Origin of the sequence: Bradyrhizobium sp. TM239 (assembly GCF_036247985.1) — a bacterium.
Lineage (GTDB): Bacteria > Pseudomonadota > Alphaproteobacteria > Rhizobiales > Xanthobacteraceae > Bradyrhizobium > Bradyrhizobium ottawaense.
Genome location: NZ_BTIR01000007.1, coordinates 175,906 through 201,927 on the forward strand (window position 1 = coordinate 175,906; position 26,022 = coordinate 201,927).

At 64.8% G+C, this 26,022-nt stretch carries 21 protein-coding genes and 2 tRNA genes; 11 read left to right on the forward strand and 12 right to left on the reverse strand.

The window, feature by feature from the left end; genetic code table 11:
* Positions 1-172: 172 nt before the first annotated feature.
* From clpX to AABA84_RS13430, 6 genes are all read left to right on the forward strand, one after another.
* Positions 173-1,444 carry an ATP-dependent Clp protease ATP-binding subunit ClpX gene (gene clpX, locus AABA84_RS13405; RefSeq protein ID WP_212250799.1) on the forward strand — a complete coding sequence of 424 codons (1,272 nt, stop codon included), beginning with the start codon at positions 173-175 and terminating at the stop codon, positions 1,442-1,444.
* 324 nt (positions 1,445-1,768) lie between these two features.
* On the forward strand, positions 1,769-4,192 hold the full coding sequence (gene lon / locus AABA84_RS13410; RefSeq protein WP_212250800.1) for an endopeptidase La: 2,424 nt from the start codon (positions 1,769-1,771) through the stop codon (positions 4,190-4,192).
* Between the two features lie 74 nt (positions 4,193-4,266).
* A complete protein-coding gene (locus AABA84_RS13415; protein ID WP_338312267.1) occupies positions 4,267-4,671 on the forward strand; it encodes a GFA family protein in 405 nt (134 codons plus the stop codon).
* Between the two features lie 64 nt (positions 4,672-4,735).
* A tRNA-Val gene (locus tag AABA84_RS13420) sits at positions 4,736-4,812 on the forward strand.
* A 367-nt stretch (positions 4,813-5,179) separates the two neighbouring features.
* Complete coding sequence (locus AABA84_RS13425) at positions 5,180-6,040, forward strand: class I SAM-dependent methyltransferase (protein WP_338312268.1); 861 nt, start codon at positions 5,180-5,182, stop codon at positions 6,038-6,040.
* A gap of 33 nt (positions 6,041-6,073) precedes the next feature.
* Positions 6,074-7,732 carry a hypothetical protein gene (locus AABA84_RS13430; protein WP_338312269.1) on the forward strand — a complete coding sequence of 553 codons (1,659 nt, stop codon included), beginning with the start codon at positions 6,074-6,076 and terminating at the stop codon, positions 7,730-7,732.
* A gap of 6 nt (positions 7,733-7,738) precedes the next feature.
* Here AABA84_RS13430 and AABA84_RS13435 read toward each other — a convergent pair whose 3' ends face one another.
* The 6 genes from AABA84_RS13435 to AABA84_RS13460 form a co-directional block, all read right to left on the reverse strand.
* A complete protein-coding gene (locus tag AABA84_RS13435) occupies positions 7,739-8,701 on the reverse strand; it encodes a cation diffusion facilitator family transporter (RefSeq protein WP_338312270.1) in 963 nt (320 codons plus the stop codon).
* Positions 8,702-8,703: 2 nt separating this feature from the next.
* Positions 8,704-11,934, reverse strand: a complete 3,231-nt coding sequence (locus tag AABA84_RS13440) for an efflux RND transporter permease subunit (protein WP_338312271.1) — start codon at positions 11,932-11,934, stop codon at positions 8,704-8,706.
* Positions 11,927-12,901, reverse strand: a complete 975-nt coding sequence (gene ihpB, locus AABA84_RS13445) for a divalent metal ion exporter adaptor subunit IhpB (RefSeq protein WP_212250809.1) — start codon at positions 12,899-12,901, stop codon at positions 11,927-11,929. Before ihpB ends, AABA84_RS13440 begins: the two co-directional genes overlap by 8 nt.
* A complete protein-coding gene (gene ihpA, locus AABA84_RS13450; RefSeq protein WP_338312272.1) occupies positions 12,898-14,172 on the reverse strand; it encodes a divalent metal ion exporter subunit IhpA in 1,275 nt (424 codons plus the stop codon). The genes ihpB and ihpA overlap by 4 nt, the downstream gene beginning before the upstream one ends.
* A gap of 54 nt (positions 14,173-14,226) precedes the next feature.
* Positions 14,227-14,589, reverse strand: coding sequence for a hypothetical protein (locus AABA84_RS13455; RefSeq protein WP_338312273.1), 363 nt, complete (start codon positions 14,587-14,589; stop codon positions 14,227-14,229).
* Between the two features lie 123 nt (positions 14,590-14,712).
* Entirely contained in the window at positions 14,713-14,946 is a 234-nt protein-coding gene (locus tag AABA84_RS13460; protein WP_338307928.1) for a hypothetical protein, read from the reverse strand.
* A gap of 351 nt (positions 14,947-15,297) precedes the next feature.
* Here AABA84_RS13460 and AABA84_RS13465 point away from each other — a divergent pair, with 351 nt between their 5' ends.
* Positions 15,298-16,185 (forward strand): hypothetical protein, encoded by an 888-nt coding sequence (locus tag AABA84_RS13465; RefSeq protein WP_212250817.1) that lies wholly within the window; start codon positions 15,298-15,300, stop codon positions 16,183-16,185.
* A 57-nt stretch (positions 16,186-16,242) separates the two neighbouring features.
* Here the strand turns inward: AABA84_RS13465 and pepT are convergent, their stop codons facing one another.
* The 6 genes from pepT to AABA84_RS13495 all read right to left on the reverse strand — a co-directional run bounded on the left by pepT (position 16,243) and on the right by AABA84_RS13495 (position 21,261).
* Entirely contained in the window at positions 16,243-17,493 is a 1,251-nt protein-coding gene (gene pepT, locus AABA84_RS13470) for a peptidase T (protein WP_212250818.1), read from the reverse strand.
* 102 nt (positions 17,494-17,595) lie between these two features.
* Positions 17,596-17,925, reverse strand: coding sequence for an HU family DNA-binding protein (locus tag AABA84_RS13475; protein WP_212250820.1), 330 nt, complete (start codon positions 17,923-17,925; stop codon positions 17,596-17,598).
* 206 nt (positions 17,926-18,131) lie between these two features.
* Positions 18,132-18,208, reverse strand: a tRNA-Asp gene (locus tag AABA84_RS13480).
* 160 nt (positions 18,209-18,368) lie between these two features.
* Positions 18,369-18,572 (reverse strand): hypothetical protein, encoded by a 204-nt coding sequence (locus AABA84_RS13485; protein ID WP_212250822.1) that lies wholly within the window; start codon positions 18,570-18,572, stop codon positions 18,369-18,371.
* Between the two features lie 142 nt (positions 18,573-18,714).
* Positions 18,715-20,010 (reverse strand): spinster family MFS transporter, encoded by a 1,296-nt coding sequence (locus AABA84_RS13490; protein ID WP_212250824.1) that lies wholly within the window; start codon positions 20,008-20,010, stop codon positions 18,715-18,717.
* A gap of 60 nt (positions 20,011-20,070) precedes the next feature.
* Positions 20,071-21,261 carry an aromatic ring-hydroxylating dioxygenase subunit alpha gene (locus tag AABA84_RS13495; RefSeq protein ID WP_212250826.1) on the reverse strand — a complete coding sequence of 397 codons (1,191 nt, stop codon included), beginning with the start codon at positions 21,259-21,261 and terminating at the stop codon, positions 20,071-20,073.
* 183 nt (positions 21,262-21,444) lie between these two features.
* On the opposite strand from AABA84_RS13495, the gene AABA84_RS13500 reads away from it, so the two are divergent.
* From AABA84_RS13500 to AABA84_RS13515, 4 genes are all read left to right on the forward strand, one after another.
* Positions 21,445-21,957 (forward strand): MarR family winged helix-turn-helix transcriptional regulator, encoded by a 513-nt coding sequence (locus tag AABA84_RS13500; protein ID WP_212250828.1) that lies wholly within the window; start codon positions 21,445-21,447, stop codon positions 21,955-21,957.
* Between the two features lie 183 nt (positions 21,958-22,140).
* The gene (locus AABA84_RS13505) at positions 22,141-24,390 is read left to right on the forward strand and encodes a TonB-dependent siderophore receptor (protein ID WP_338307932.1); all 2,250 of its coding nucleotides are present in this window, start codon (positions 22,141-22,143) and stop codon (positions 24,388-24,390) included.
* Positions 24,391-25,072: 682 nt separating this feature from the next.
* Positions 25,073-25,438, forward strand: a complete 366-nt coding sequence (locus AABA84_RS13510; protein ID WP_018320139.1) for an NADH-quinone oxidoreductase subunit A — start codon at positions 25,073-25,075, stop codon at positions 25,436-25,438.
* Positions 25,429-26,016, forward strand: coding sequence for a NuoB/complex I 20 kDa subunit family protein (locus AABA84_RS13515; RefSeq protein WP_212250832.1), 588 nt, complete (start codon positions 25,429-25,431; stop codon positions 26,014-26,016). The genes AABA84_RS13510 and AABA84_RS13515 overlap by 10 nt, the downstream gene beginning before the upstream one ends.
* The last annotated feature ends 6 nt before the right edge of the window (positions 26,017-26,022 follow it).

Consider the following 26,022-nt stretch of genomic DNA (forward strand, 5'->3'; position numbering starts at 1 on the left):
CTACGATTGATCGGCTATGATCGCGGAGAATCGAGTGACCGTGATTCGCACGGGATGTAACGCGTAGGGTCTTTTTTGGTACGGAATTTGCTCTACTTAAGCTTCATACCGACCATCGTGTCGGAATGGAGCGATCGAGCGGAACGGGATCGAACCGCGGACGGAGACAGGAATGAGTAAGGTCGGCACGAGCGACTCCAAGAACACGCTATATTGCTCGTTCTGCGGCAAGAGCCAGCACGAAGTCCGCAAACTGATCGCGGGTCCCACGGTCTTCATCTGCGACGAGTGCGTCGAGCTCTGCATGGACATCATCCGCGAGGAGAACAAATCCTCGCTGGTCAAGTCGCGCGACGGCATTCCGACGCCGAAGGAAATCTGCAAGGTCCTGGACGATTACGTGATCGGCCAGAACCATGCGAAGAAGGTCCTGTCGGTCGCGGTGCACAACCACTACAAGCGCCTCAACCACCAGACCAAGCACAACGACGTCGAGCTGGCGAAGTCGAACATCCTGCTGATCGGTCCGACCGGCTCGGGCAAGACGCTGCTCGCGCAGACGCTCGCCCGCATCCTGGACGTGCCGTTCACCATGGCGGATGCGACGACGCTGACCGAGGCCGGTTATGTCGGTGAGGACGTCGAGAACATCATCCTGAAGCTGCTCCAGGCCGCCGACTACAATGTCGAACGCGCCCAGCGCGGCATCGTCTATATCGACGAAATCGACAAGATCAGCCGCAAGTCCGACAATCCCTCGATCACGCGCGACGTGTCGGGTGAGGGCGTGCAGCAGGCGCTGCTCAAGATCATGGAAGGCACGGTGGCTTCGGTCCCGCCGCAGGGCGGCCGCAAGCATCCGCAGCAGGAATTCCTGCAGGTGGATACCACCAACATCCTGTTCATCTGCGGCGGGGCCTTCGCCGGTCTCGAGAAGATCATTTCGGCGCGCGGACGGTCGACCTCGATCGGTTTCGCCGCCCAGGTGATGGCGCCGGAAGACCGCCGGACCGGCGAGATCTTCCGTCACGTCGAGCCTGAGGACCTCCTCAAGTACGGCCTCATCCCCGAGTTCGTCGGCCGTCTGCCGGTCGTGGCGACGCTCGAGGACCTCGACGAGACCTCGCTGAAGAAGATCCTCACCGAGCCGAAGAACGCGCTGGTGAAACAGTACCAGCGGCTGTTCGAGATGGAGAACATCGAGCTGACCTTCGCCGACGAGGCGCTTGGCGCGGTTGCCCGCAAGGCGATCGAGCGCAAGACCGGTGCGCGGGGCCTGCGTTCGATCCTCGAGGCGATCCTGCTCGAGACCATGTTCGATCTGCCGGGCCTGGAAGGTGTGGAAGAGGTCGTGATTTCGCGCGAAGTCGTGGAAGGAACGGCGCGTCCGCTCTACATCTACGCCGATCGGTCCGATCGCGCCGTCGAGAACGCCAGCGCCTGATCTTTCGGCGCTGGAACGCTCCAATTGTATCCTCAAAGTGGGCTGCGGAAGTGTATCTCCGCAGCCAATGTGGCGTCGCTTACCGCGTGCGTAAGCGCCTGATGGCGCGCGTTTTTCAATGACTTGACACCCCCCGGGTCGATAGCCACCTAATGTCGGCGGCGAGCGAAAATTCTCTTCCAGATTCGCCTCAGTTCCGATCCGGCGAGCCGGTCCAACTTTTCAAAGGACCGACCGGTTTTGCGGATCACCTCGGCACTTTGTGGCGGTTGCGCATGAGCATGGCGGACTGCGTGCAAGGGGGCAAAGCAAAAGGAAAAGGCCATGACTAATCCAAAACCCCGGCCGACCATCGTTCATGGCGAAACGCACGCCTATCCCGTGCTGCCGCTGCGCGACATCGTCGTCTTCCCGCACATGATCGTTCCGCTCTTCGTCGGTCGCGAGAAGTCGATCCGCGCGCTCGAAGAGGTGATGAAGAACGACGCGCTGATCATGCTCGCGACGCAGAAGAACGCGTCCGACGATGATCCGGCGCCCGACTCCATTTACGAGACCGGTACGCTTGCCAGCGTGCTGCAGCTCTTGAAGCTTCCCGACGGCACCGTGAAGGTGCTGGTCGAAGGGCTCGAGCGTGCGCGCGTGCAGAAATACACCGATCGCGCCGACTATTACGAAGCGACCGCCATTGCGCTGGCCGACACTGACGCGAAGTCGGTCGAGGCGGAGGCGCTGTCGCGCTCGGTCGTGTCCGACTTCGAGAGCTATGTGAAGCTCAACAAGAAGATCTCGGCCGAGGTCGTCGGCGTCGTGCAGGCGATCACCGATTTCGCCAAGCTCGCCGACACCGTTGCCTCGCATCTCGCGGTCAAGATCGCCGATCGCCAGGGTATCCTGGAGACGCTGTCCGTCACCACGCGCCTCGAGAAGGTGCTGGGCCTGATGGAGAGCGAGATCTCGGTGCTGCAGGTCGAGAAGCGGATCCGTTCTCGTGTCAAACGACAAATGGAGAAGACCCAGCGCGAGTACTATCTCAACGAGCAGATGAAGGCGATCCAGAAGGAGCTCGGCGACGACGACGGTCGCGACGAGCTCGCCGATCTCGAAGAGAAGATCTCCAAGACCAAGCTCTCCAAGGAAGCGCGCGAGAAGGCGCAGCACGAATTGAAGAAGCTGCGCCAGATGTCGCCGATGTCCGCGGAAGCGACCGTCGTGCGCAACTATCTGGATTGGCTGCTGTCGATCCCGTGGAACAAGAAGTCCAAGGTGAAGAAGGACCTGGAATCGGCGCAGGCCATCCTGGACTCCGATCATTACGGGCTCGAGAAGGTCAAGGAGCGTATCGTCGAGTATCTCGCGGTGCAGTCGCGCGCCAACAAGCTCACGGGCCCGATCCTGTGCCTCGTCGGTCCTCCCGGCGTCGGCAAGACCTCGCTCGGCAAGTCGATCGCGAAGGCGACGGGGCGCGAGTTCGTGCGCGTCTCGCTCGGCGGCGTGCGCGACGAGGCCGAGATCCGCGGACATCGCCGCACCTATATCGGCTCGATGCCCGGCAAGATCATCCAGTCGATGCGGAAGGCGAAGTCGTCCAATCCGCTGTTCCTGCTGGACGAGATCGACAAGATGGGCGCCGATTTCCGCGGCGATCCGTCCTCGGCTTTGCTCGAGGTCCTCGACCCCGAGCAGAACGGAACCTTCAACGACCATTATCTCGAGGTCGACTACGATCTGTCCAACGTGATGTTCATCACGACCGCGAATACGCTCAATATTCCGGGCCCGCTGATGGACCGCATGGAGATCATCCGGATCGCGGGCTACACCGAGAACGAGAAGGTCGAGATCGCGCGCAAGCACCTGATCCCGAACGCGGTGTCCAAGCATGGCCTGGACTCCAAGGAGTTCTCGATCGACGACGACGCGCTGCTGCTGTTGATCCGCCGCTACACCCGCGAAGCGGGCGTGCGTAACCTGGAACGTGAGCTCTCCACACTCGCCCGCAAGGCGGTGAAGGAGCTGATGATCTCCAAGAAGAAGTCGGTCAAGGTCACCGAGAAGACTCTGGAAGAGCTGCTCGGCGTGCCGAAGTTCCGCTTCGGCGAGATCGAGAGCGAGCCGCAGGTCGGCATCGTCACAGGCCTTGCCTGGACCGACGTCGGCGGCGAGCTGCTGACGATCGAAGGCGTCATGATGCCCGGCAAAGGCAAGATGACGGTCACGGGCAATCTGCGTGACGTGATGAAGGAGTCGATCTCCGCGGCGGCGTCCTACGTCCGCTCGCGCGCGATCAACTACGGCATCGAGCCGCCGCTGTTCGACCGGCGCGACATCCACGTGCACGTGCCGGAGGGCGCGACGCCGAAGGACGGCCCGTCCGCGGGCGTCGCCATGGCCACCGCGATCATCTCGGTCATGACCGGCATCCCGGTCCGCCACGATGTCGCGATGACCGGCGAGATCACGCTGCGCGGCCGTGTGCTGCCAATCGGCGGCCTGAAGGAGAAGCTGCTGGCTGCGGCCCGCGGCGGCATCAAGACGGTGCTGATCCCCGAGGATAACGCCAAGGATCTCACGGAGATTTCCGATGCGATCAAGGGCGGCATGGAGATCATTCCGGTCTCGCGCCTCGACGACGTCGTCGCCAAGGCGCTGGTGAAGAAGCCTGTGCCGATCGTCTGGGAAGAGGATACCAAGGTGACGGTGAAGCCGGACGGTGACGAAGCCGCCGGCGGCCTGACCGCTCACTAGGCTTCAGCGAAAAGATGATAAAACGGCGCCTTCGGGCGCCGTTTTTGTTTTCGGTGGGCAAGGAGACGAGGGCAATGCAGATCGACGGGCAATGCCATTGCGGGCGGATCACCTTCGAGGCCGAGGTCGATCCGGAGGAGGTCTCGGTCTGTCACTGCACCGATTGCCAGACGCTGACCGGCTCGCCGTTCCGGGTGACCGCGATCTGCACCAAGGCCGACGTCAAGCTGACCGCCGGTGCGCCCAAGATCTACGGCAAACGCGGCGACAACGGCCGGATGCGCTTCCAGCACTTCTGCGCCGATTGCGGTTCCCCGCTGTTCACCAGCGGCGAGGGCGACCAGGCCGACGATTGGGGCATCCGCTGGGGCTCTATCCGCCAGCGCGACAAACTGCGCCCCGTCAGGCAGATCTGGTGCCAGTCGGCGGCGGTCTGGATCGACGCGGTGCCGCTGCTGCGGGGGCGGCCGGGGGATTGACACCCAAGTCATTGGGGCTTGGGGTCTTGCCCCTTCGGGGCACGTAGGGCTAAAGAGGCGGCGAGGGCGATTAGCTCAGCTGGTTAGAGCATCTCGTTTACACCGAGAGGGTCCGCGGTTCGAATCCGTGATCGCCCACCATCCCCTAGAGACATATCGGCTCGGCGGCTTCTCGTCGGGTGGAATACGGCGGAGCGGAACGCTGGTGGCATAGGGCGCGGCGATGTTTGTCATCGAGGACGAATTACACGCCGAGCCCCAGGGCCGATTTCAGACGCGCCAGCAAGCCGTCGCGGAGTTGCAGCGGCTCGCTGCGATTCCGTGGGACGAAGAGCCCAATCGTCCGCCGTGCGGTGAACGCAATTGTGGTCGCCGTTACGAGCTGATCGAGTACGACGATAGCGTCAGGCCTTGGGCGGAGCTGTCCCGCACGCTTCTCCTTGAGATTTCTGCTGCCGGCGTGCAGTGGGTTACCGAGACGCAAACAGCTGCAATCAAGAGGCTCCCAATGCAACAGCCTAGCGGACACGAGCAAAACGCCGACCAGATCGCCTATTGGAACGGCCCGAGCGGCCAGCGCTGGGCCGATCGCCATGCGGCGCAGGAGAGCCTGCTCGGACCGATTGCCGACACGCTGATCGAACGCGCCAGGCCGAGGCCCGGTGAGCGCGTCCTCGATGTCGGCTGCGGCTCCGGTGCGACGACCTTTGCATTCGCGAAGGCGGTGGCACCCGATGGGTTCGCGCTCGGCCTCGACGTGTCCGAACCGATGCTGTCGCAGGCGCGCGCGTTTGCGCCAAAGGGCCTGCCGCTCGATTTCGTGCTGGCGGATGCGACGGTGCATCCGTTCGAGCCGGCGAGCTTTGATCTTTTGGCCTCGCGCTTCGGCGTGATGTTCTTTGCCGATCCCATTGCATCCTTCAGCAATCTCCGCCGCGCGCTGAAGCCGACCGGGCGGCTTGCCTTCGCCTGCTGGCGCGAGCCGAAGGAAAACCCCTGGATGATGGCGCCGCTGATGGCGGTCTACAAGCACGTGCCGAAGATGCCGCCGGTCGGGCCGGAGGAGCCGGGCCCGTTCGCCTTCGCCTCGGAAGAGCGTGTGATCCGCATCCTGAAGGGAGCGGGGTTCGTCGACATGGCGATGGAGCCGCACAATCTGGCGATGGATGTCGCGATCGGCGGCGGCCTCGATGCCGCGGTTGATGGCGCCTTGCAGATCGGCCCCGCCAGCCGCGCGCTGCAGGGACATCCGCCGGAGACGTACGCGGCCGCAAAAGCCTCGATCCGCGAGATGCTCGCGCCGTTCCAGAAGGGGCAGAGCGTGGCGTTGCAAGGCGCGATCTGGATCGTGACCGCGAAGGCGACGTAGTCGCCCCCGAATTTCCGGTTGCGAGCATTGAAGATGAATCCAGCACTGAACCAGCGCACGGGTCTTTCGTTCGCCTTGCCCCGGTGGGCACATTCCATCGCCTGGTTCTGGATCTGGGTCTGCGCGATCGGCCTGGCCTTGATGGTCCACCTGGCTTTCCTGGCGGCCTGGCCTGATCACTTCATTCATGAAGACAGCGCGGCATATCTCATACAGGCCGAATCCATCCTGAAAGGGCAGTATCTCGAGGATACGATGAAGCGGCCTTACGGCCTGGCCATCTTCCTCGTGCTGCTGTCAAAACTGTTCGGCCCGCACATCCTCGTCTTCGTCGTCGCGCAGCATCTGTTGAGCATCGGCACAGCGCTTTTGGTTGCAGGGATCGTGCGTTTTGCGGGCGCGCCGCGCTTCTTCGCGCTGTTGGCCTTTTGTCTTGCGGCGTTGCATGGTCGGATCGTCCACTACGACAACACGATCGGTGCGGAGACGATCTCCAACTTCCTGGTCAGTCTTGCGGCCTTCATCGCCGCGGGCGCCGCCTTCAGGAAATGGCCGGCCTTGCCGGCCGCAGCGGCTGTAGGCTTGACGCTCGGCGCCGTGATGACCTGCCGGTCGGCGGCGGTCGGACAGGCCGCAATCATTCTGTTGTGGCTGGTGGTGGTGCTGGACGGACGACTCCTGCGCCGGCTCGGCGTGCTTGCCCTGGCAGGCGTTCTCGCATCAGTCGTCTATCTGACGCCGGCGGCGATCAACTTGGCGATCGGCAAACGCCCGGCCGGCAACGAGACCCTGGCCGTGATGGCCTTCGTGGTCGGCTATTCCGGCGATTTCGAGCACGGCGTTCATCTCGACCGGAAGGCGCAGGCGCGGGGGTATGTCGAGCAGATGCGGGCCGCGGATACCCCTCAGGGATGGCCCGACATCGGTGTCTACCAGTGGCCGTTCGGCGCGATGCACCGGCTGGCGAAGACCGGCGACAGCGATACGGATCTCGAGCGGGTCGTGCGTGACATCTTCATCGAGACGCTGACGACGCCGTCGACGCTCTATCGACACCTCACGAAGCACTTTCTCCGGGAGATGTACTTCCTGTTGTTCGACGCAAATTCGGTTGCGCGGCGGACGCCCAGTCCGCAGGGCTATGAGTTCTTCATGGACCGCGACAGGTTCCCGTTCTTTGGCAGCCCGACCGGGTTGAAGTCCGGACAGTTGGTTCACGACTACTACAAACCCTGGGGGCCACTGTCGCGGCTGCTGCCGACCGCGGATCAGTTTCAGCTCAACCTGAACCGTCTCTTTGCGCGTGGCTACGCGCCGAGCTCGGATCTGGTCGCGCTGTGCTGCGGGTTGCAGGTTTCGACCGAATACGACGATTTCCCGGGTCTGATCTGGTGGCTGTCCTCGGCGACACTCGGCCTTGCGCTCTTGCTCCTGATTGGCGTCCCCGCGAGCCATGCGGGTTTGGTTCGGTGGCCGACCGGCCACCTCGTTGCCGGCGGCACATTGATGATCCTGCTGGCGTTGGTCAGCGCCGCGTTTCCGACCTTCCTCATTTATGGGCTCAATCGCTACGCGTACTACGCCATACCTTTCCTCGCAGGCTCGAGCGCGATCCTGGGGAGCGTGCTGTTCGATTGGCTTACGGCCAGAGCCAGGGCCAAGGTCCGCGGAACCGAGCGCGGCGAAGCATAAGCGCGGTTACACCACATCGTCCGGCGCCAGCGCGCAGCCATTGTCCGGATGGGTCTCGACCTGAAGCGTGGTGTGGCCGATGCGATGGGTCGTCTTCAGGAGCTGCGCCGTCTCCATCAGGAAGGCATCGCCGGTGCCGGCGGGCATGACGAGGTGGCAGGTCAGCGCCGTCTCGGTGGTCGAGATCGGCCAGACATGGAGATCGTGGATCGCCGACACGCCGGGACGCGCGAGCAAGAAGGCTCTGATCGCGGCGAGGTCGGTGCCCTTGGGTACTGCTGCCATCGACATGTCGATGGAGCCGCGCAACAGGCTGGTCGTGCTCCACAGGATGGTGGCGCAGATGACGAGGCTGGTGAGGGGGTCGAGCCAGAGCCAGCCGGTCCAGATGATCAGCGCCGCCGAGACCACGACGCCGAGCGAGACGGCGGCGTCGGCAGCCATGTGCAAGTACGCGCCCTCGATGTTGATGTCGTCCTTGCGGCCGCTCGCAAACAGCATAGCGGTGAAACCGTTGATGAGGATGCCGATGCCGGCGACCACCATCACCGTGACGCCCGCGACCGGCTCCGGCTCGCGCAGCCGCAGGATCGCCTCCCAGCCGATCGCGCCGGTTGCGACCAGCAGGAACACCGCATTGGCCAGTGCCGCCAGGATGGTGGAGGCGCGAAAGCCGTAGGTGAATCGGCCGCTCGGCGCCCGCCGCGCCGCGATCGAGGCGCCCCAGGCCACGACCAGTCCGAGGACGTCGGATAAATTATGGCCGGCGTCCGCAAGCAGGGCGGTGGAGTTTCCGACATAGCCGTAGACCGCTTCGGCCACCACCAGCGCGGTGTTGAGCGCAATGCCGATCGCGAAGGCCTTGCCGAACTTCGCGGGCGCATGAACATGGCCGTGACTGCGGTCGTGACCATGACCATGGTCGGCATGATCATGGTGGTGATGACCGTGATGGTCGTGGCTGCCCAATTCTAGCGCTCCCCGGACGTCGCCAAATCAGGTGCCATTGTAGGCGTTTCGTTTGCGACGTCACGGCGGAACAGCACGTAGAGTGCCGGCAGCACCAGCAAGGTCAGCACCGTCGAGGAGATGATGCCGCCGATCACCACGGTCGCCAGCGGCCGCTGCACCTCGGCGCCGGCACCGGTCGCGAGCGCCATCGGCACGAAGCCGAGCGAGGCGACCAGCGCCGTCATCAGCACCGGGCGCAGCCGCGTCAGCGCGCCCTCGCGCACGGCGTCCGCGACCGGCCGCCCCTCGCTGCGCAGCCGCTCGATGAAGGCGATGATGACGAGGCCGTTGAGCACGGCGACGCCGGAGAGCGCGATGAAGCCGACGCCGGCGCTGATGGACAGCGGAATACCGCGCAGCAGCAGCGCGGCGACGCCGCCGGTCAGCGCCAGCGGCACGCCGGAAAACACCAGCGCCGCATCCGCCGCCGATCCCATCCCCATGAACAGCAGCAGGAACACCAGCAGCAGCGCCACCGGCACCACGATCGTCAGCCGCTTGGTGGCGGAAACCAGCTGCTCGAACTGGCCGCCCCAGCCGATCCAGTAGCCGGGTGGCAGCTTGACCTTCTCGGCGACTGCCGCCTCGGCATCAGTGACGAACGAGCCGAGGTCGCGCGCGCGGACATTGGCGGTGACGACGATGCGCCGCTTGCCGTTCTCGCGGCTGATCTGGTTCGGGCCGGGCGTGGCATCCACGGTTGCAACCGACGACAGCGGCACATAGCGCATCTGGGTGAGCGGGGAGGCGGACAGCGCGGTGCGAACGGCCGTGCCGGTTGCTGCGTCCTCGCCGGGCGGCAGCGGGATCGGGATCGCGCGGATCGCCTCGAGATTGCCGCGCAGATGCTCCGGCAGCCGAACCACGATCTCGAAGCGGCGATCGCCCTCGAACAGCTTGCCGGCCGACTTGCCGCCGACGGCGATCTCGACGATGCCCTGCACCTCACTGACGCTGAGGCCGTAGCGGGCGAGCGCCTGGCGATCGAGGCGGACGGTGAGGATCGGAAGCCCTGCGACCTGCTCGATCTTGACGTCGCTGGCGCCGCGGATGCCGCGGATCGCGGCCTCCACCTGCCTTGCCGCGCCTTGCAGGATGTCGAGGTCATCGCCGAAGATCTTGACGCCGACGTCGCTACGCACCCCCGAGATCAGCTCGTTGACGCGGAACTGGATCGGCTGGGAGATTTCATAGGCGCTGCCGGGAATGTCGTCGGCGGCCTTGTCGATGGCTTCGATCACCTCCGATTTCGATTTGCCCGGATCAGGCCATTCGGCGCGCGGCTTCAGCATGATGTAGCCGTCCGTCTGCGCCGGCGACATTGGGTCGGTGGCGATCTCGGCGGTGCCGATGCGGGTGAAGAACTCCTTCACCTCCGGAATCTGCGTGATGCGCTTTTCCAACGCCTTCTGCAGGTCCAGCGATTGCGTCAGACTGGTGCCGGGAATCCGGATCGAGGCCAGCGCGACGTCGCCTTCGTCCAGGCTCGGAATGAATTCGCCGCCCATCCGCGAAGCGGCGATGCCGCTTGCGACCACGATGAATGCGGCCATGATGGCAACCGCGCCGCGGTTGTCGATGGCAAAGTGGAGCAGCGGGAGATAGGCGCGCTTGGCCATCCGCATGAACAGGTTTTCGTGCTCGGACACCTTGCCGGTGACGAAGATGGCGACGGCCGCCGGCACGAAGGTGATCGAGAACAGCACGGCTGCGCCCAGCGCCATCAGCACGGTCAGCGCCATCGGCGTGAACATCTTGCCCTCGACCCCCGTCAGCGTCAGCACGGGCAGATAGACCACCGCGATGATCAGCGTTCCGAACAGGCTCGGCTTGATCACCTCGCCCGACCCGCGCAGAATCGCGCGCAGCCGCTCGGAGGTCGTGAGCAGGCCGCCTTTCTCGCGCTGGGCCGCGGCCAGCATGCGCAGGCAATTCTCGACGATGATCACGGCGCCGTCGACGATGATGCCAAAGTCGATCGCGCCCAGGCTCATCAGGTTCGCGCTGACTTTCGTCTCGACCATGCCGGTGATCGTCATCGCCATGGACAGCGGAATGACGCAGGCCACAACGAGGGCGGCGCGGATGTTGCCGAGGATCAGGAACAGCACGGCCACCACCAGGGCGGCGCCTTCGAGGAGGTTGTTCCTGACCGTGCGGATGGTGGCTTCGACCAGATCGGTGCGGTCGTAGACGGTTCGCGTCACGACGCCATCGGGCAGCGATTTGGCAATCTCCTCGAGCCGGGCCGCGACCCGGCGCGCCACAGTGCGGCTGTTCTCGCCGATCAGCAGCATGGCGGTGCCGAGCACGGTCTCCTCGCCATCGCGCGTCGCGGCGCCCGTGCGCAAATCGCGGCCTTCCGTGACGGTCGCGACGTCCCTGATCCTGACGGGATTGCCGCCGCGCGAGCCGATGACGACGTCCTGGATTTCGCCGATATTGCCGACCTGGCCCGGCGAGCGAACAAGGTATTGCTCGCCGTTGCGCTCGATATAGCCGGCGCCGACATTGGCGTTGTTGGCGGCGAGCGCCGTCATGACGTCGCGAAAGCCGAGCCGGTAGGCCATCAGCTTGCCCGGGTCCGGCAGCACGTGGAATTGCCGCTCGAAGCCGCCGATGGTGTTGACCTCGATCACCCCTGGCACGTTGCGAAGCTGCGGCTTGATGATCCAGTCCTGCACGGTGCGCAAATCGGTCAACGAATAGTCGTGACCGCCTTGCGTCTTCGCGCCCGCCTTGTCGTCCGTCTTGGCCTCGACGGTGTACATGAAGATTTCGCCGAGCCCGGTCGAGACCGGGCCCATCGCGACCTCGACGCCAGCCGGAAGCTGGTCTTTCACCTGCTGGATGCGTTCGCCGACGAGCTGGCGGGCGAAAAAGATGTCGGTGCCGTCCTTGAAGACGACCGTCACCTGGCTGAGGCCGTAGCGCGACAGCGAGCGGGTATAGTCGAGCTTGGGCAGGCCGCCCATCGCGGTCTCGACGGGGAAGGTGATGCGCTGCTCGGTCTCGAGCGGCGAATAGCCGGGCGCGCGGGTGTTGATCTGGACCTGGACGTTGGTGATGTCAGGCACCGCGTCGATCGGAAGGCGCTGGAAATTCCAGGCCCCGAAAGCGACGGCGCCGAGCGCGAACAGGAGGACCAGCCAGCGCTGATGCAGCGAGACGGCGATCAGGCGCTCAATCATGTTCGGCCTCGCCCTTGCCCATCTCCGCCTTCACGACGAAGCTGTTCTCGGCAACGTAGTGCTCGCCGGCCGACAGGCCCGCCTTGATCTCGACATGGCGCGGATCGGAATCGCCGAGCTCCACGGGCCGTGCCTCGATCTTGTCGCCGTCCTCGCGCACGAACACGATGGTCCGGTTCTCCAGCGTCTGGATCGCGCTCCTGCGCACGGCGACCGCGACGTTGCGTGCGGCGAGGATCAGCCGTGCCGTGACAAACAGGCCGGGGCGCAGACGGCCGTCCGGATTTTGCAGCACCACGCGTGCCAATGCGGTCTGGGTCTCGCTGGAGCCGATCGGCGCCATGTAGGAGATCGTGCCCTTGATCTCGCCCCGGCCATCGTCGGGATCGATCAGCACCTCGTCGTTGAGGTGGACACGCCGGAGGTCCTGCCGGTAGATCGACAGGTCGACCCAGATGGTCGAGAGGTCGGCGACGACGAAGGCCGGCTTCTGCTCGGAGGCGTATTCGCCGAGCGAGATCTGCCGCTCGATGACGGTGCCGGCAAGGGGCGCCTTCAGCTCGTAGACGGTGAGGCTCTGGTTGCTCTCGATCGCGGCGAGCAGGTCGTCCTTGCCGACCTTGTCGCCGATGCGCTTCTGGATCGATTTGGCGAGGCCCGGAAAGCGCGGCGTCACCTGCACCACGGCTTCCTGGTTGGCGCGCAGGATGCCGTTGAAGGCGAGCGTGTCGGTCAGGGTGGCGCTCGCGGCTTCTGCCAGCGTCACGCCCGCGGCTGCCAGCTTGACGTCGGAGATGCGGATGCGGTCGGCACCGTGCTCGTCCTGCTCGACATGGTCGTTCGGCTTCTTCTCGGAATGCTCGGTGTGCTCGGTATGCGCGGGCGTGGCCGGAGCGAGCAGGGAATAGCCGTAGGCGCCGAGCGCGGCGGCAACGATGGCGACGAGAATGGTGGAGGACGTCTTCATCGTGCGCTCTCCCGCGCCAGCGTGAAGGGATTGCCGACGAGACCTTCGATGGTCGCAACGCCCGCGTGGAAATTCTGAAGCGCCTCCTGCTCGCGCAGCCGCGCTTGCGTGACGCTGGCCTGGGCGTCGAGCACCTCGAGCAGGGTGAAGCGGCCCTGGCCGTAGCCTTGCGAGATCGCCTCGGACGCCTCGACGGCCTTGGGGATGGCGGTCTCGCGCAGCACCGCGAGCTCGCGCAGCGAGCCCTGGACCGAGTCATAGGCGCGGCCGGCAATCACGATCAACGTGTTGCGGTTGGCCTCGCGCTCGGCCTTGGTCTTGGCGAGGCTTTCCTGCGCCGAGAGGATGTTGCCCTGGTTCTGGTCGAACACGGGGATCGGCACCGAAAGGGAGAGCCGAACCGCATCGTCATTGGTCTCGTTGAAGTGGCGCCAGCCGGCCGCGATCCGCACGTCCGGATACGGCTTGAGCCGCGCCAGCAGCAGCTCGGCATTGCGCTGGGCAAAGACCGCGGTCCAGCGCACCAGCTGCGGATTGGCGTCGATGGCGGCCACCACCGACTGGAACGTCGGCGGCTTGCCCATGGTGTCGAGGCGGCCGGAAACCTCGCCGAATTTTGCCGCGGGATCGCCCATCAGCACCGCAAGCTCGCGCCGGGCGCTGGCCAGCGTCGCCTTGAAGCGCTCGCGGTCGGCCTTCACCAGGGCGGAGGCGACCTCGGCGCGGCCGGTCTCGGCCGGCGAGGAGGCGCCGGCCTCGACGCGGCGGCGCAGCAGCGGCGTCAAGCGGTCGATCGCCGCAATCTGCTCGTCGAGGATCTGGATGCGCCGCTGCGCGCCGAGCACGCCGAGGAAGGCGATCGCGGTTTCCGACAGCACCTCCAGCCTGACCGCCTTGCGTTGGATCGCGGCGACCTCGATGCCAGCCGCGCCGGCCGCGATCCGCGCGTCGCGCTTGCCGAACAGCTCGAAGGCCTGGCTGATCTGGAGCGTGGTCTCGGCCGCTCGCGTCCCGCGGTACTTGCCGGAGCCGAATGAATCGTCCTGCTCGTACGACAGTTCCGGATTGAGCAGGGCGCCCGCCTGGATGCGCTGGCCCGTGGCGATGCCGACGTCGCGCTCCGCCGCCGTCAGGCGCGGGCTCGCGGCCAGCGCGCGCGACAGCGCGCTCCGCATCGTCAAAGTCTGGGCGTGAGACGGCGCAACCGCCAATCCTGCAATCAGACACGCTGCCGCGCACGCCAGGCGCGCGGCCATTCCCCTGCGAAACATGAAACCGACCCGTGAAGGATGAACCTAATGGGCGCGGACGCCCGACCAATCCGTTCAGGCAATGTGTTTGGGAGGCGGGGAGTCGGTATCGGGGATGATGCCGGCGAGCCGCGGTGCAGGCTGCGGGCTGGATGCGGACGCAAGCGCGACCGAAACGGCCGCCGGCGCCGGCTGTGTCACCGTCAGCGAGAAGCAGCCATGGCAATGATGTCCGCCGATGGCCTTGTGGTCGCTGTGGCCGGTGGGACCGTCAAGGACAGCGGCGATCTCCGAGCCGCCGCCGGGCGTGGTGACGTCGATGTCGTGCGAGCCATGCAACGCGCCCGCGAGCAGATAGACGACCGCGATCAGCACAGACAGCAGCCCGCGCCAGTTGCGCCGGCGGCAAGTTCCTGAGGGCTGGCGGTTCGCGGGCACGACGTCACTCTGGTTGCGGTCTGTGCCCGGCCTAGCATGGGGGCGGGAACAGTGTCGACCCGCAACATTGTTACGTCCCTTGAAGAATTGCCGCAGTGCTGGCCGCAGACGCCAGCGCGCTCCTCATTGGCGCGTGATCAGGCCCAGTTGAGCGTCGGCTGCCGCTTCGCATGCCACCTCTGGAACATCGCCGGTGTTGCCGGCGTCGGCTGATGCGATTGCGCACCGGCCGGCTTCCATCGCCTGCTCCAGCCATTTGATGGCTTCATCGATCCATCTGTCGTGCTGCTCGGGATCGGCGATCGCCTTTTCCCGAAATGCATCTGCCTGATGAAGGCACGCCGTTCTGCGATCCACGTGGCTCTCCCCGGTCCGGACCTTCCACCCCGGTCCGCATCCTTTGGGATCGCAGAGCAGGCGTCGCTAACATGGGACAGGAAGCGCAAAAGGAAGGCCCCAGCCCGGGGCTGACCGGCTGAGGCCTTCGTGCTCACAATCTTCATCCTTGGGACTCGAGCAGGCAACGCCCGTCTTGCCGGTTCGTTCCGCGATTGATGCCGAATTAGGAACGTTCCTCATACCTCGCGATTTAGCGAGCAGGAGAAACTGAGGAGGACGGGACTATGGACGGACTGATTTATCTCATCGGCTTGATCGTCGTGGTCATGGCGATCCTGTCGTTCTTCGGCCTGCGCTGAGAGAACGGCAATGGAAACCCTCGTACGCGACAACATGATGGAGGGCGGTGCGACGGCTGTCGACGACCGCCGGACCATCCAGTGGAGCTCGGTGCTCGCAGGCGCTCTCGCCGCCGGCGCAATGTCGTTCATTCTGGTCGGCTTCGGTGTTGCGGTCGGCCTGGGTGTCAGTTCGGCCTCGCCGACTTGGCGCGATGCCTCGGCGGCGCTGGCGCTGCTCTCCGGGCTCTATCTGATCATCCAGGCGATCATCAGCTTCGGCTTCGGCGGCTACATCACAGGGCGGACAACCCGCCCGGCGCCTGCGCTTGCAACGATCGAGGATGATGGCGAGCGGCGCGACGGGCTGCATGGCCTGACCGCCTGGGCATTGGCCGTGCTGGCTGGCGCAGCTCTGCTGGCGCTTCTTGGCGCTGCTGCGATCGACCGTTCGCCGATGCGCAGCTCGGCGAGCAATACCTCCGCGGCTGAGCCTCTGCTGAGCTATGAGCTCGACAAGCTGTTCCGCGCGCCCCGCCGCGCGCCAAACACGGATCTGAGGGAAGCCCGCGCCGAAGCGGGGCGTGTCCTCATGACGTCATCCAGCCACAGCGGCGTCAGCGCCGATGACCGGACCTACCTCGTGCAGCAGGTTGCCGCAGTAACGGGACTGGCGGCCCCTGACGCCGAACGGCGCGTCGATGTGTTGATCGCAGACTCGAAGACGGCCATCAACCGCGCGCGGCGCAACGCGATCATCGTGGCTTTCTCGGTCGCAGCCGCGACCCTGATCGGCGCCGCGGTGGCTTGGGCTGCGGCTGTCGCTGGCGGACGGCATCGTGACGGAGAGCCGTTGCCGAACTGGATGGCGAGCTCAAATCGCTTCCACCGCAATCCGCGCGCAATGCCGGTGCCGTAGGCTCCAAAACAAATGGCCGGGCGCAAGCCCGGCCATAACGGACGCCTGCACGAAGCTTCAGGCCTTCTCTTCCCAGATCATCGCCAGATGCACGATAGTCTGGACGGCTTTTTCCATGTCCTGCCGGCTGACCCATTCGAGCCGCGAATGAAACGCGTGCTCGCCGGCAAAGATGTTGGGGCAGGGCAGGCCCATGAAGGACAGGCGGGAGCCGTCGGTGCCGCCGCGGATCGCGGTGCGCATCGGCCGCAGGCCGGCGCGGCGGATCGCCTCGATGGCGTATTCGAGGATGTGCGGGTGACGGTCGATCACCTGCTTCATGTTGCGGTACTGCTCCCGCACCTCGAACGTGTAGGTCGAGCGCGGATAGTCCTTCATCACGTCCTTGACGATGGTCTCGAGCAGGACCTCCTTCTCCTTCAGTCCTTCCTCGGTGAAGTCGCGGACGATGAAGGAGAGCGTCGCCTGCTCCAGCGCGCCCTCGATGCCGATCGGATGCAGAAAGCCCTGCTTGCCCGAGGTCGTCTCCGGCGAGCAGCCTTCCTTCGGCAGCCGCTCGACGATGGCGGCCGCGATCTTGATCGCATGCTCCATCTTGCCCTTGGCGTAGCCGGGATGGGCGCTGACGCCGTTGATGGTGATGGTGGCGCCGTCGGCCGAGAAGGTCTCGTCCTCGACGCAGCCGGCGCTTTCGCCGTCCATGGTGTAGCCGAAATCGGCACCGAGCTTCTTCAGGTCGACATTGTCGACGCCGCGGCCGATCTCTTCGTCCGGCGTGAACAGGATCTTGATGGTGCCGTGCTTCACATCGGGATTGTTGATGAAGAAGTGCGCGGCATCCATGATCTCGGCGACGCCCGCCTTGTTGTCGGCACCCAGCAGCGTCGTGCCGTCGGTGGTGATGATGTCGTTGCCGATCTGGTTCTTCAGCGCGGGGTGCTCGGCGAAGCGGATCACCTGGCTGGTGTCGCCCGGCAGGGTGATGTCACCGCCGCGATAGTTCTTCAGAACTTGCGGCTTGACGTCCTTGCCGGTGACGTCGGGCGAGGTGTCCATGTGGGAGCAGAAGCAGATCACCGGCACCTTCTTGTCGGTGTTGGCCGGGATCGTTCCGTAGACGTAGCCGTAATCGTCGAGATGCGCGTCCGCGACGCCCATGGCCTTCAGCTCGGCGGCGAGCACGCGGCCGAGATCCTTCTGCTTCTCGGTCGAGGGCGAGTGAGGGGAGTCCGGATCAGACTGGGTGTCGATGGTGACGTAGCGCAGGAAGCGCTCGGTCACGGTATGCGAAAAGGTGAGGGAGGACATTTCTGGTCAAACCGCCGGGGTCAGGGAAGCAGCCGGTATACCAGAAAAGCGGGCCGCGTTGCGGCAGGAAGGAGGTGGGATCAGGCTTAACGAAAGGTAGCCTCAGATCGCCTCTTTCAGTTCCTTGACCGGACGGAAGGTGACCTTCTTGCTGGCCTTGATGTGGATCGGCTCGCCGGTGGCGGGATTGCGGCCGGTGCGGGCGGCGCGCTTGCGGACCTGGAGGATGCCGAGCCCGACGATGCGGACCCGGTCGCCCTTCTTGAGGTGCTTGGCGATCAAATCGACCATGTCGGTCAGGACCGCCTCGGCGCGCTTTTTCGACAGATCCTGGCTCTCGGCGATATCGGCGGCGAGCTGCTTGAGCGTGATGGTGGCGGGAGCGGCTGCCTTCTTCGCCGAATCCTTCTTGGCCGAATCCTTCTTAGCCATGACTGGCCTCCTCGGTTGTCCAATGACAGGGCCTCCCTGGAAAAGCCGAGAATGCGTGGGGATCCCTCTAAGTCCTTTGAGACCTAGACGATTCGGGCGCGGCTGACACCGCCGCGGGTCCGGCCGGACGAACGTCGTCCACGGCTCGCCGCAGCTGCGACGGCCCTGAAGGAGTTCAAGCTAAGACTATGAAGGGATTGCCAAAATGGCGCGAGAGACGGGGCTCGAACCCGCGACCTCCGGCGTGACAGGCCGGCGCTCTAACCAACTGAGCTACTCCCGCGTGGTTCGCTGAACGCGCGCGGAACGAGGGGGGACTTAAAGGCGGGGCTGAGTGAAGTCAAGGACGTTGCGCTGGCACGGTGTATCTCGGCTAAGCATTGCTCTGGAAAACGAAAAAGGCCGCCCGGAGGCGGCCATCGGTCAGCCCGGAAGAGGACGTATCAGCGAATCTCGGACGTGCCCGCGCTCGTCACCACCACCGGCTTGCCGGCCTTGATCACGTGGGTGGACTGGGCGGTCTGGCTGTAATCGGCATTGGTGCGGGCCGCGATGCCGAAGCCGGCGACCACGATGCCGGCAACCAGCGCCACCACCACGATCTTCAGGTGGGTCGCACGATCAGCAGAGTGAATGGAGTGGTTCATCTGAGCCTCCCGACGGGCTTTGCCGCCGTCTATGGGCTCATGTCTTAAGGACCATCTGTTTCCGGATGGTTTCGCGGGTTCCGCAAAATGGTTTCATTAATACGCCCGCTGGGTTTCGCCGGGCTTACGGCCGGAAAAGGTCTCAGGCCGCCGCCCGGTCGATATCGGCCCGGATCGAGCGCGCCGCCCAGATGAAGAGCAGGGCGCCGAGCGTGGTCGTGACCGCCGCCGAGAGCAGGGAATAGCGCACGGCTTCGGTGCCATAACTGCCCTTCAGCGCGTCGTTGACCACGCCGACAGCGAGCGGGCCGACGCCCTGGCCGAAGCAGGTCGCGGTGAGCGCGATCAGCGCGGAGGCCAGCGCCCGCATGCTGGGCTTGGCCACCGTCTGCGCGATCGCGAAGATCGGCCCCAGATGGAAGCCGACCAGGAACGAGGTCAGCGCCAGCATGGCAACCATCATCGCGAAATCCTGCGTCAGCATGCAGAGCGCGAACACGGGGCCAGCGAGGGCCGAGGTGATCGCGGGCGCCCACAGCTTCCAGCGGTCGTCGCGGCGGCTCACTTGCGCCACGACGAAGCCGCCGAGCAGGGTGCCGGCCATGCCGGCAAGGCCTTTGAAGGTGCCAGCATAGGTGCCGATCTCGGCGCTCGACAGATGGTGCACGCGGGCGAGGAACGGCGGAATCCAGGCCGCGGTCGCGTAGTTGGTGTAGGTGGTGAGGCAGAAGCCGATCAGGACGATGATGAAGCTTCGCTGCGAGACGAGGAAGCGCAGCGTCGGCCCGAGCGGCTCGGGCACGAAACTCTCCTGCATCGCGCCGCGCTTCGGCTCGGAGATCGTCAGCCACAGCACCAGTGCGAGCAGGATGCCGGGCAGGCCGGCGACGTAGAAGGCCATCCGCCAGCCATAGTGCTGGTTGACGTAGCCGCCGATGAAATAGCCGAGGAAGACGCCGAGATAGGTGCCGATAGCGTAGATGCCGAGGGCGCGTGGACGCTCGTTCTTGGCGAAGAGGTCGGCGACGATCGATTGCGAGGCCGGCGAGCCCGCGGATTCGCCGACGCCGACGCCGATGCGCGCCAGCGCCAGCGAGGTTACGCTGGTGGCCGCGCCGCACAGCGCAGTCATCGCGCTCCAGAACGCAAAGGCGACAGCGACGATGTTGCGGCGGTTGAGCCGGTCGGCGATGCGCGCGATGGGAATGCCGAGCAGGGAATAGAACAGTGCGAAGCCGAAGCCCGCGAGCAGGCCCATCATGGTGTCGCTGAGGGCGAACTCCTTTTTGATCGGCTCGATCAGCACGTTGAAGATCGTGCGGTCGAGGAAGTTCAGCGCGTAGATGATGGTGAGCAGCCCCAGCACGTAATAGCGCCGCGCCGGGGGCTTGGCCGCGGCAGCCGTTTGCACCGACATCTGTGACGTCACATCGACCATCGCTTCCCCCAATTTGTCTTTGTTATCGTTGTCGGTCCAGCCCTTCGTGGAGCTGGTAGATCAGCCTTCGCGGATGTAATTCCCCGCTTCGAATGCGACCGGAGGCGCGCCGGCATCGAACGAGACGCCGATCGGATCGCGGCCGGCGGCGAGCGCATCGAGCTGGTCGCTCAGCATGCGCCGGATCAACAGGATGCCGCGGTCGCTCTGGCCGAAATGCTCCTCGGAATGAACGGTGACCTCGCCCTGGCCGACCTGGGCCTCGTAATCGCCGGGGAATTGCTGGTGCTCTTGCTCGGTCATGTCCCACCAGAACTTGCCGTTGAATTTCGAGCGCATGCGGCTGATGTCGCCGGGAGCCTTGACGCGGCCGGCGACATAGATCCGGAAGGAGCCATCGTCGATCGGAAGCACCCAGCCGATCGACTCGACGCGGGCGAACTGCGCGACGCGCGGGTTCGGCACGACGCGCAGCGTCGGCAGCGCGGCCTCGCTGACGCGATAGAACACCTTGCCGTCGTCCTGCTTGCGCTCGGAGCGGACGAGGACGCCGCGCGGCGATTTCTCGAACGTCACCTCCGGGATCGACGCCATCATGTTGGTGAATTGCGGGCCCGAGAACGAGCCGTGCAGCACCGGCACGTGATAGGGATCGACCACGTTCTCGAAATGCTGCAGCCAGTTGCAGGGGATGATGGCGGGGCCACCGCCGCCGATCGAGGAATCATCGGCTTCGACCAGCTCGCCGTCGTCCATTGTCTCCAGGCATTCGTAAGCCGGCAGCACCGGGCGTTTCTCGGCCGGGCCCATATAGGCGAAGATCAGTCCGTAGCGTTCCTCGACCGGATACCAGGGCTGGCGCACCTTGTCCTTGAACTGGCCGCCGTCGAGCTCGCAGGGCTGCTCCAGGCAGTGGCCCTCGGTGTCGAACTTCCAGCCGTGATAGCAGCAGCGGATGCCGTCATCCTCGACCTTGCCATAGTAGAGCGTGGTGCCGCGGTGGCAGCAGCGGGCGTGCAAGAGGCCGGCGCGGCCATGCTTGTCGCGGAACAGCACCAGATCCTCGCCCAGTGCGCGCACTTTCTTCGGTGTGTCGGTGGCGTCACTGATGAGCCCGACCGGGTGCCAGTAGCGCCGCAGCAGCTCGCCCATCGGCGTGCCGCGCACGACCGAGGTGAGCTCGGTGCGCGTGTGCGCCGGCTTCATCGCATAGGCCGTGCCGAGATCACGATCCCGCTGGGTGATGGTCATGCCGGTCCTCCCGCTTTGGCCGTGATGGCCGGGCCTTTTCGATGCCTTGGATCCAGTGAAAGATAATTCGATGACAATGTCAACGATCTTCCAAATGCCTCTTAGTCGCATTGGATGAGGCGGCCGGCGGGGCTTGGCAGGCTCGGGCTTGGCAGGCTCGGACTTTCTTGGCAGAGGTGGATCATGAGCCAGATCGAGAGCAGGGGCGGGGCGACGTCGCCCGCAGACGAGAGCGAACCGTCGGCCCCGATCACCGTGATGCTGTCGTCGCGACTGATGGTGCTTGCCAATCTGCTCAAGCGCGGTGCGATCCTGCGCTACAAGCGCCTCACCGGATTGTCCTCGGTCGAGTTCGGTCTTGTCGCCTCGCTCGGCCGCCGGCCGCCGATGAGCGTGGCGCGGCTTGCCGAAGCCGTCGGTCAGGACAAGGGACAAATCAGCCGCGCGCTGGCCAATCTGCTCTCGCGCAAGCTGATCGCAAAATCGGCAAATCCGAAAGATAGCCGCGAAGTGCTGATCTCTCTGACGGCGGCGGGCCTTGCAGCGCATGATGCGATCGTCGACGGCGCGCAGGAGCGCAACCGGCGCCTGCTGGAAGATCTGAGCGAAGCCGAGTTCCACACGCTGCTGGGTCAAGTCGATCGGCTCACGGCGATCGCAGCCGAGATGCTCGAGAGCGAGAAGAACTCACGCTGATCTCGCCGCGCTCTCTCGATCGCGACATGTTGGATCGCTTCTAAGAGTCCTTCTAAGAAGTTTTCAATTAGGGAATTTTCGCGCCCTCACATAAGCGTCGCCGTTGAGCGCATGCCGTCCGGGGACAGGCGGCATGACGCATCGAACATGCAGCTTCGGGGTGGCGCGTTGAACAGTCTGGGAATGCTGCGGTCGGCCGTATTGGCGACCGCTTCCGCTTTGGTCTTGGTGCCGCAGGCATCGCTTGCACAATCGTCCGCGCAGAGTGGCGCAACGAACCTGCCGTCGGTGACCGTCACCGCGCCGGAAACGCGCCGCCGCGCCGCCACGACTCCTCAGCGCCGTGCGCCGCGGTCGTCGGAGCAGACCGCCAACAGGAACAGGCCGCCGCAGCAGCGCGATGTCGGCTTCGTCGAGACGCCGCGCGGCCCGGTGAACGGCTACGTCGCGGGCCGCAGTTCGTCCGGCACCAAGACCAACACGCCGATCATGCAGACGCCGCAATCGGTGTCCGTGATCGGCGCCGAGCAGATCCGCGACCAGAAGCCGAACAAGCTCGACGAAGTGCTGCGCTACACCGCCGGAGTGCGCGCCGGCACCTTCGGTGCCGACACGCGCAACGACTGGTGGCTGATCCGCGGCTTCAAGTCCGACGACATCGGACTGTTCCTCGACGGCATGCAGCTGTTCTACACCTCCTATGCGAGCTGGCGGCTGCCGCCGTCCAACATGGAGCGCGTCGAGGTGCTGCGCGGTCCGTCCGCGGTGCTCTACGGCGGATCGAGCCCGAGCGGCATCGTCAACGTCATCAGCAAGATGCCGCCAGCCGAGCCGATCCGCTACATCGAGACCGGCGTCAACAATTTCGGCAACGCTTATGTCGGCTTCGATGTCGGCGGGCCGATCGCGACCCAGCCGCAGGACGGCAAGCTGTTCTATCGCGTCGTCGGCGAGATCAGGAACGGCGGCACGCAGGTCGACTTCACGCCTGACAACAACTACTTCATCGCGCCGTCCTTCACGTGGAAGCCGGATGCCGACACGAGCTTCACGGTTCTCGCATCGGCCTCGAAGACTGACACGAGGGGCATCAACTTCCTGCCCTACCAGGGCACGGTGACGAACGCGCCGTTCGGCAAGATCCCGACCAGCTTCTTCGTCGGCGATCCCAATGTCGACAAGTTCACGCGCGAGCAGGAGATGCTCGGTTACCAGTTCGAGCGCAATCTCACCGATGACCTCACGTTCCGGCAGAATGCGCGGTTCGCGCATATCGATCTGACCTATCGCGGCTTCATCGGGAACGGCTGGGACAACATCAACACGGCGACGATGGGCCGTTATAATTGGTATGCGAAGAACACCGCCAACCAGGCCAATCTCGACAACCAGCTGGAATATCGCTTCAACACCGGTCCCGTCAGGCACACGATGCTGTTCGGCGTCGATCTCAAGGGCTACCAGATCGACGACTACCAGAACTTCAACTTCGGCACCGTCCCTTCGGTCAATGTCTTCAATCCCGTCTATGGCCTCAGCATTCCGCTGACGGGCGCTCCGTTCCGCAACTTCCTGATCACGCAGAAGCAGGCGGGTACCTACCTCCAGGATCAGATGAAGCTCGGCAACTTCACGCTGGTGCTGAGCGGCCGCAACGATTGGGTCGAGACGACGCAGGAAGCGCGCGACACCGGGGCCAGCGTCGCCAGCCGCGACGACAGCAAGTTCAGCGGGCGGGCCGGGCTGATCTACAATTTCGACAACGGCATCGCGCCCTATGTCTCCTATGCCACGAGCTACAATCCGGTCATCGGTCTCAACGCCAGCAACCAGCTCTTCCTGCCGGAGACCGGGCAGCAGACCGAGATCGGCGTGAAGGTCGCACCGAAGGGATTCGACGGCTATTTCACGGCCTCGGTTTTCGACCTGAAGCGCCAGAACGTCGCGACGACAGCGGGGACGCCGATTTTGCTGAACCAGACCGGCGAGGTGACCTCGCGCGGCATCGAGCTCGAAGCGGTGGCCAATGCCACCAGGGAACTCAAACTGATCGGCGCCTTCACCGCCTATCATCTCTTCAACAGCCGGGACCTCGATCCGTCGCTGGTCGGCAAGACGCCGACCAACACGCCCCAGCTGCTGGTCTCGGGCTGGGCGGACTACACCTTCAAGGACGGGCCGCTCGAAGGCTTCGGTTTTGGCGGCGGCGTGCGCTACGTCGGCTCATCCTGGGCTGACCCGGCCAACACCCTCGAGGTTCCCGCAGTCGTGCTCGGCGATCTCGCACTCCATTACGAATGGCAGAACTGGCGGACGGCGCTGAACGTGATCAACCTGACCGACAAGATCTATGTCGCGAGCTGTTCGTTCCCGACGTCCTGCTTCTACGGCGACCGCCGGCGCGTCACCGCTAGCGTTTCCTACAAATGGTGAGGACAGGTGAGGGCGGCTGACGCCGGTCCTCCACCACGAGATAGATGAGCACCCGGGCTATGCCCCCCAGCCCGAAGCTCATCGGAGCGCGGCGCGCGCGACGGCCCTCCACGTCGCCGCTCGCCGCGCTCGCGACCGGTCGGGCTGCAATATATCGCAAGTCGGTGCTGTCTTCGCAGCAGGCAGGCCCGGTCCCGCCGCGATGCATGGCTCGTCTGATCACTTGCGCCTGTGGATAGGTATCTTTGCTGCACCTGTCCTGCCTCGCGGGCGGCGACGATCACCGGCCTTCCGGCCGCGCTGTTCCGGGGAACGGTCGGCTATATGTCGCCGGGGTGACAGTCTGGGGCGGCTGACGGCGGCCGCGCCTCGGTTTGGGTGCGCTGCCGCACCAGAAAACCGGCGGCTTTTCTCGGGCAATGCGCGGCAAAGAGCTGCTCTGGCCCGTACGCCGGCAATCTCAGAACCACGGCCTTGCAAAACGGTGGCCGCCCTTGCTGGGCCTTGCGATCTGCTCCATACCAGCGCGGGGTGATTCCGGGATTTTCACCGTTCTGGGGGCGGCAAAGGGCCTAAAAAGAGCGTGTCTTGCGCCCATTGGTGCACTGCGCTAAGGCTCAGAATAATTCCAAATCGGACGAATCCGTGGCTGTCCCGAGGCTGCGGGAAAAAGGGCTCGCCAATGAGCGGCATTCTGCAGAACTATCTTCCACTCGTCGTCTTTATAGGGGTAGCGGGCCTCATTGGCCTCGTGCTGCTGATCGCGCCCTTCGTCGTGGCGTTCCAGCAGCCGGACCCGGAGAAGCTGTCGGCGTATGAGTGCGGTTTCAACGCCTTCGACGACGCGCGCATGAAGTTCGACGTCCGCTTTTATCTGGTCGCCATCCTCTTCATCATCTTCGATCTCGAGGTGGCGTTTCTGTTTCCCTGGGCGGTGGCGTTCGGCAAGCTTGGCGCGACCGGCTTCTGGTCCATGGTGGTGTTCCTCGCCGTGCTGACGGTCGGGTTCGCCTATGAATGGAAGAAGGGAGCACTCGAATGGGATTGAACCCCGTGTCGTCCACAGGTCCGGCTATCGCGCCGGCCCCCAAGGGCATCCTGGATCCGTCGACCGGCAAGCCGGTCGGAGCCAATGATCCGTTCTTCCTCGAGGTCAACTCCGAGCTGTCCGACAAGGGCTTCTTCGTGGCCGCGACCGACGACCTCATCACCTGGGCCCGTACCGGCTCCCTGATGTGGATGACCTTCGGTCTCGCCTGCTGTGCGGTCGAGATGATGCAGGTGTCGATGCCGCGCTACGACGTCGAGCGCTTCGGCTTCGCGCCGCGTGCCTCGCCGCGCCAGTCCGACGTGATGATCGTTGCAGGCACCTTGACCAACAAGATGGCGCCGGCTTTGCGCAAGGTCTACGACCAGATGCCCGAGCCGCGCTACGTCATCTCGATGGGCTCCTGCGCCAATGGCGGCGGCTATTATCACTATTCCTACTCGGTCGTGCGCGGCTGCGACCGCATCGTGCCGATCGACATCTATGTGCCGGGCTGCCCGCCCACGGCGGAAGCGCTGCTTTACGGCGTGCTGCTGCTGCAGAAGAAGATCCGGCGCACCGGCACCATCGAACGCTAAGGTTTT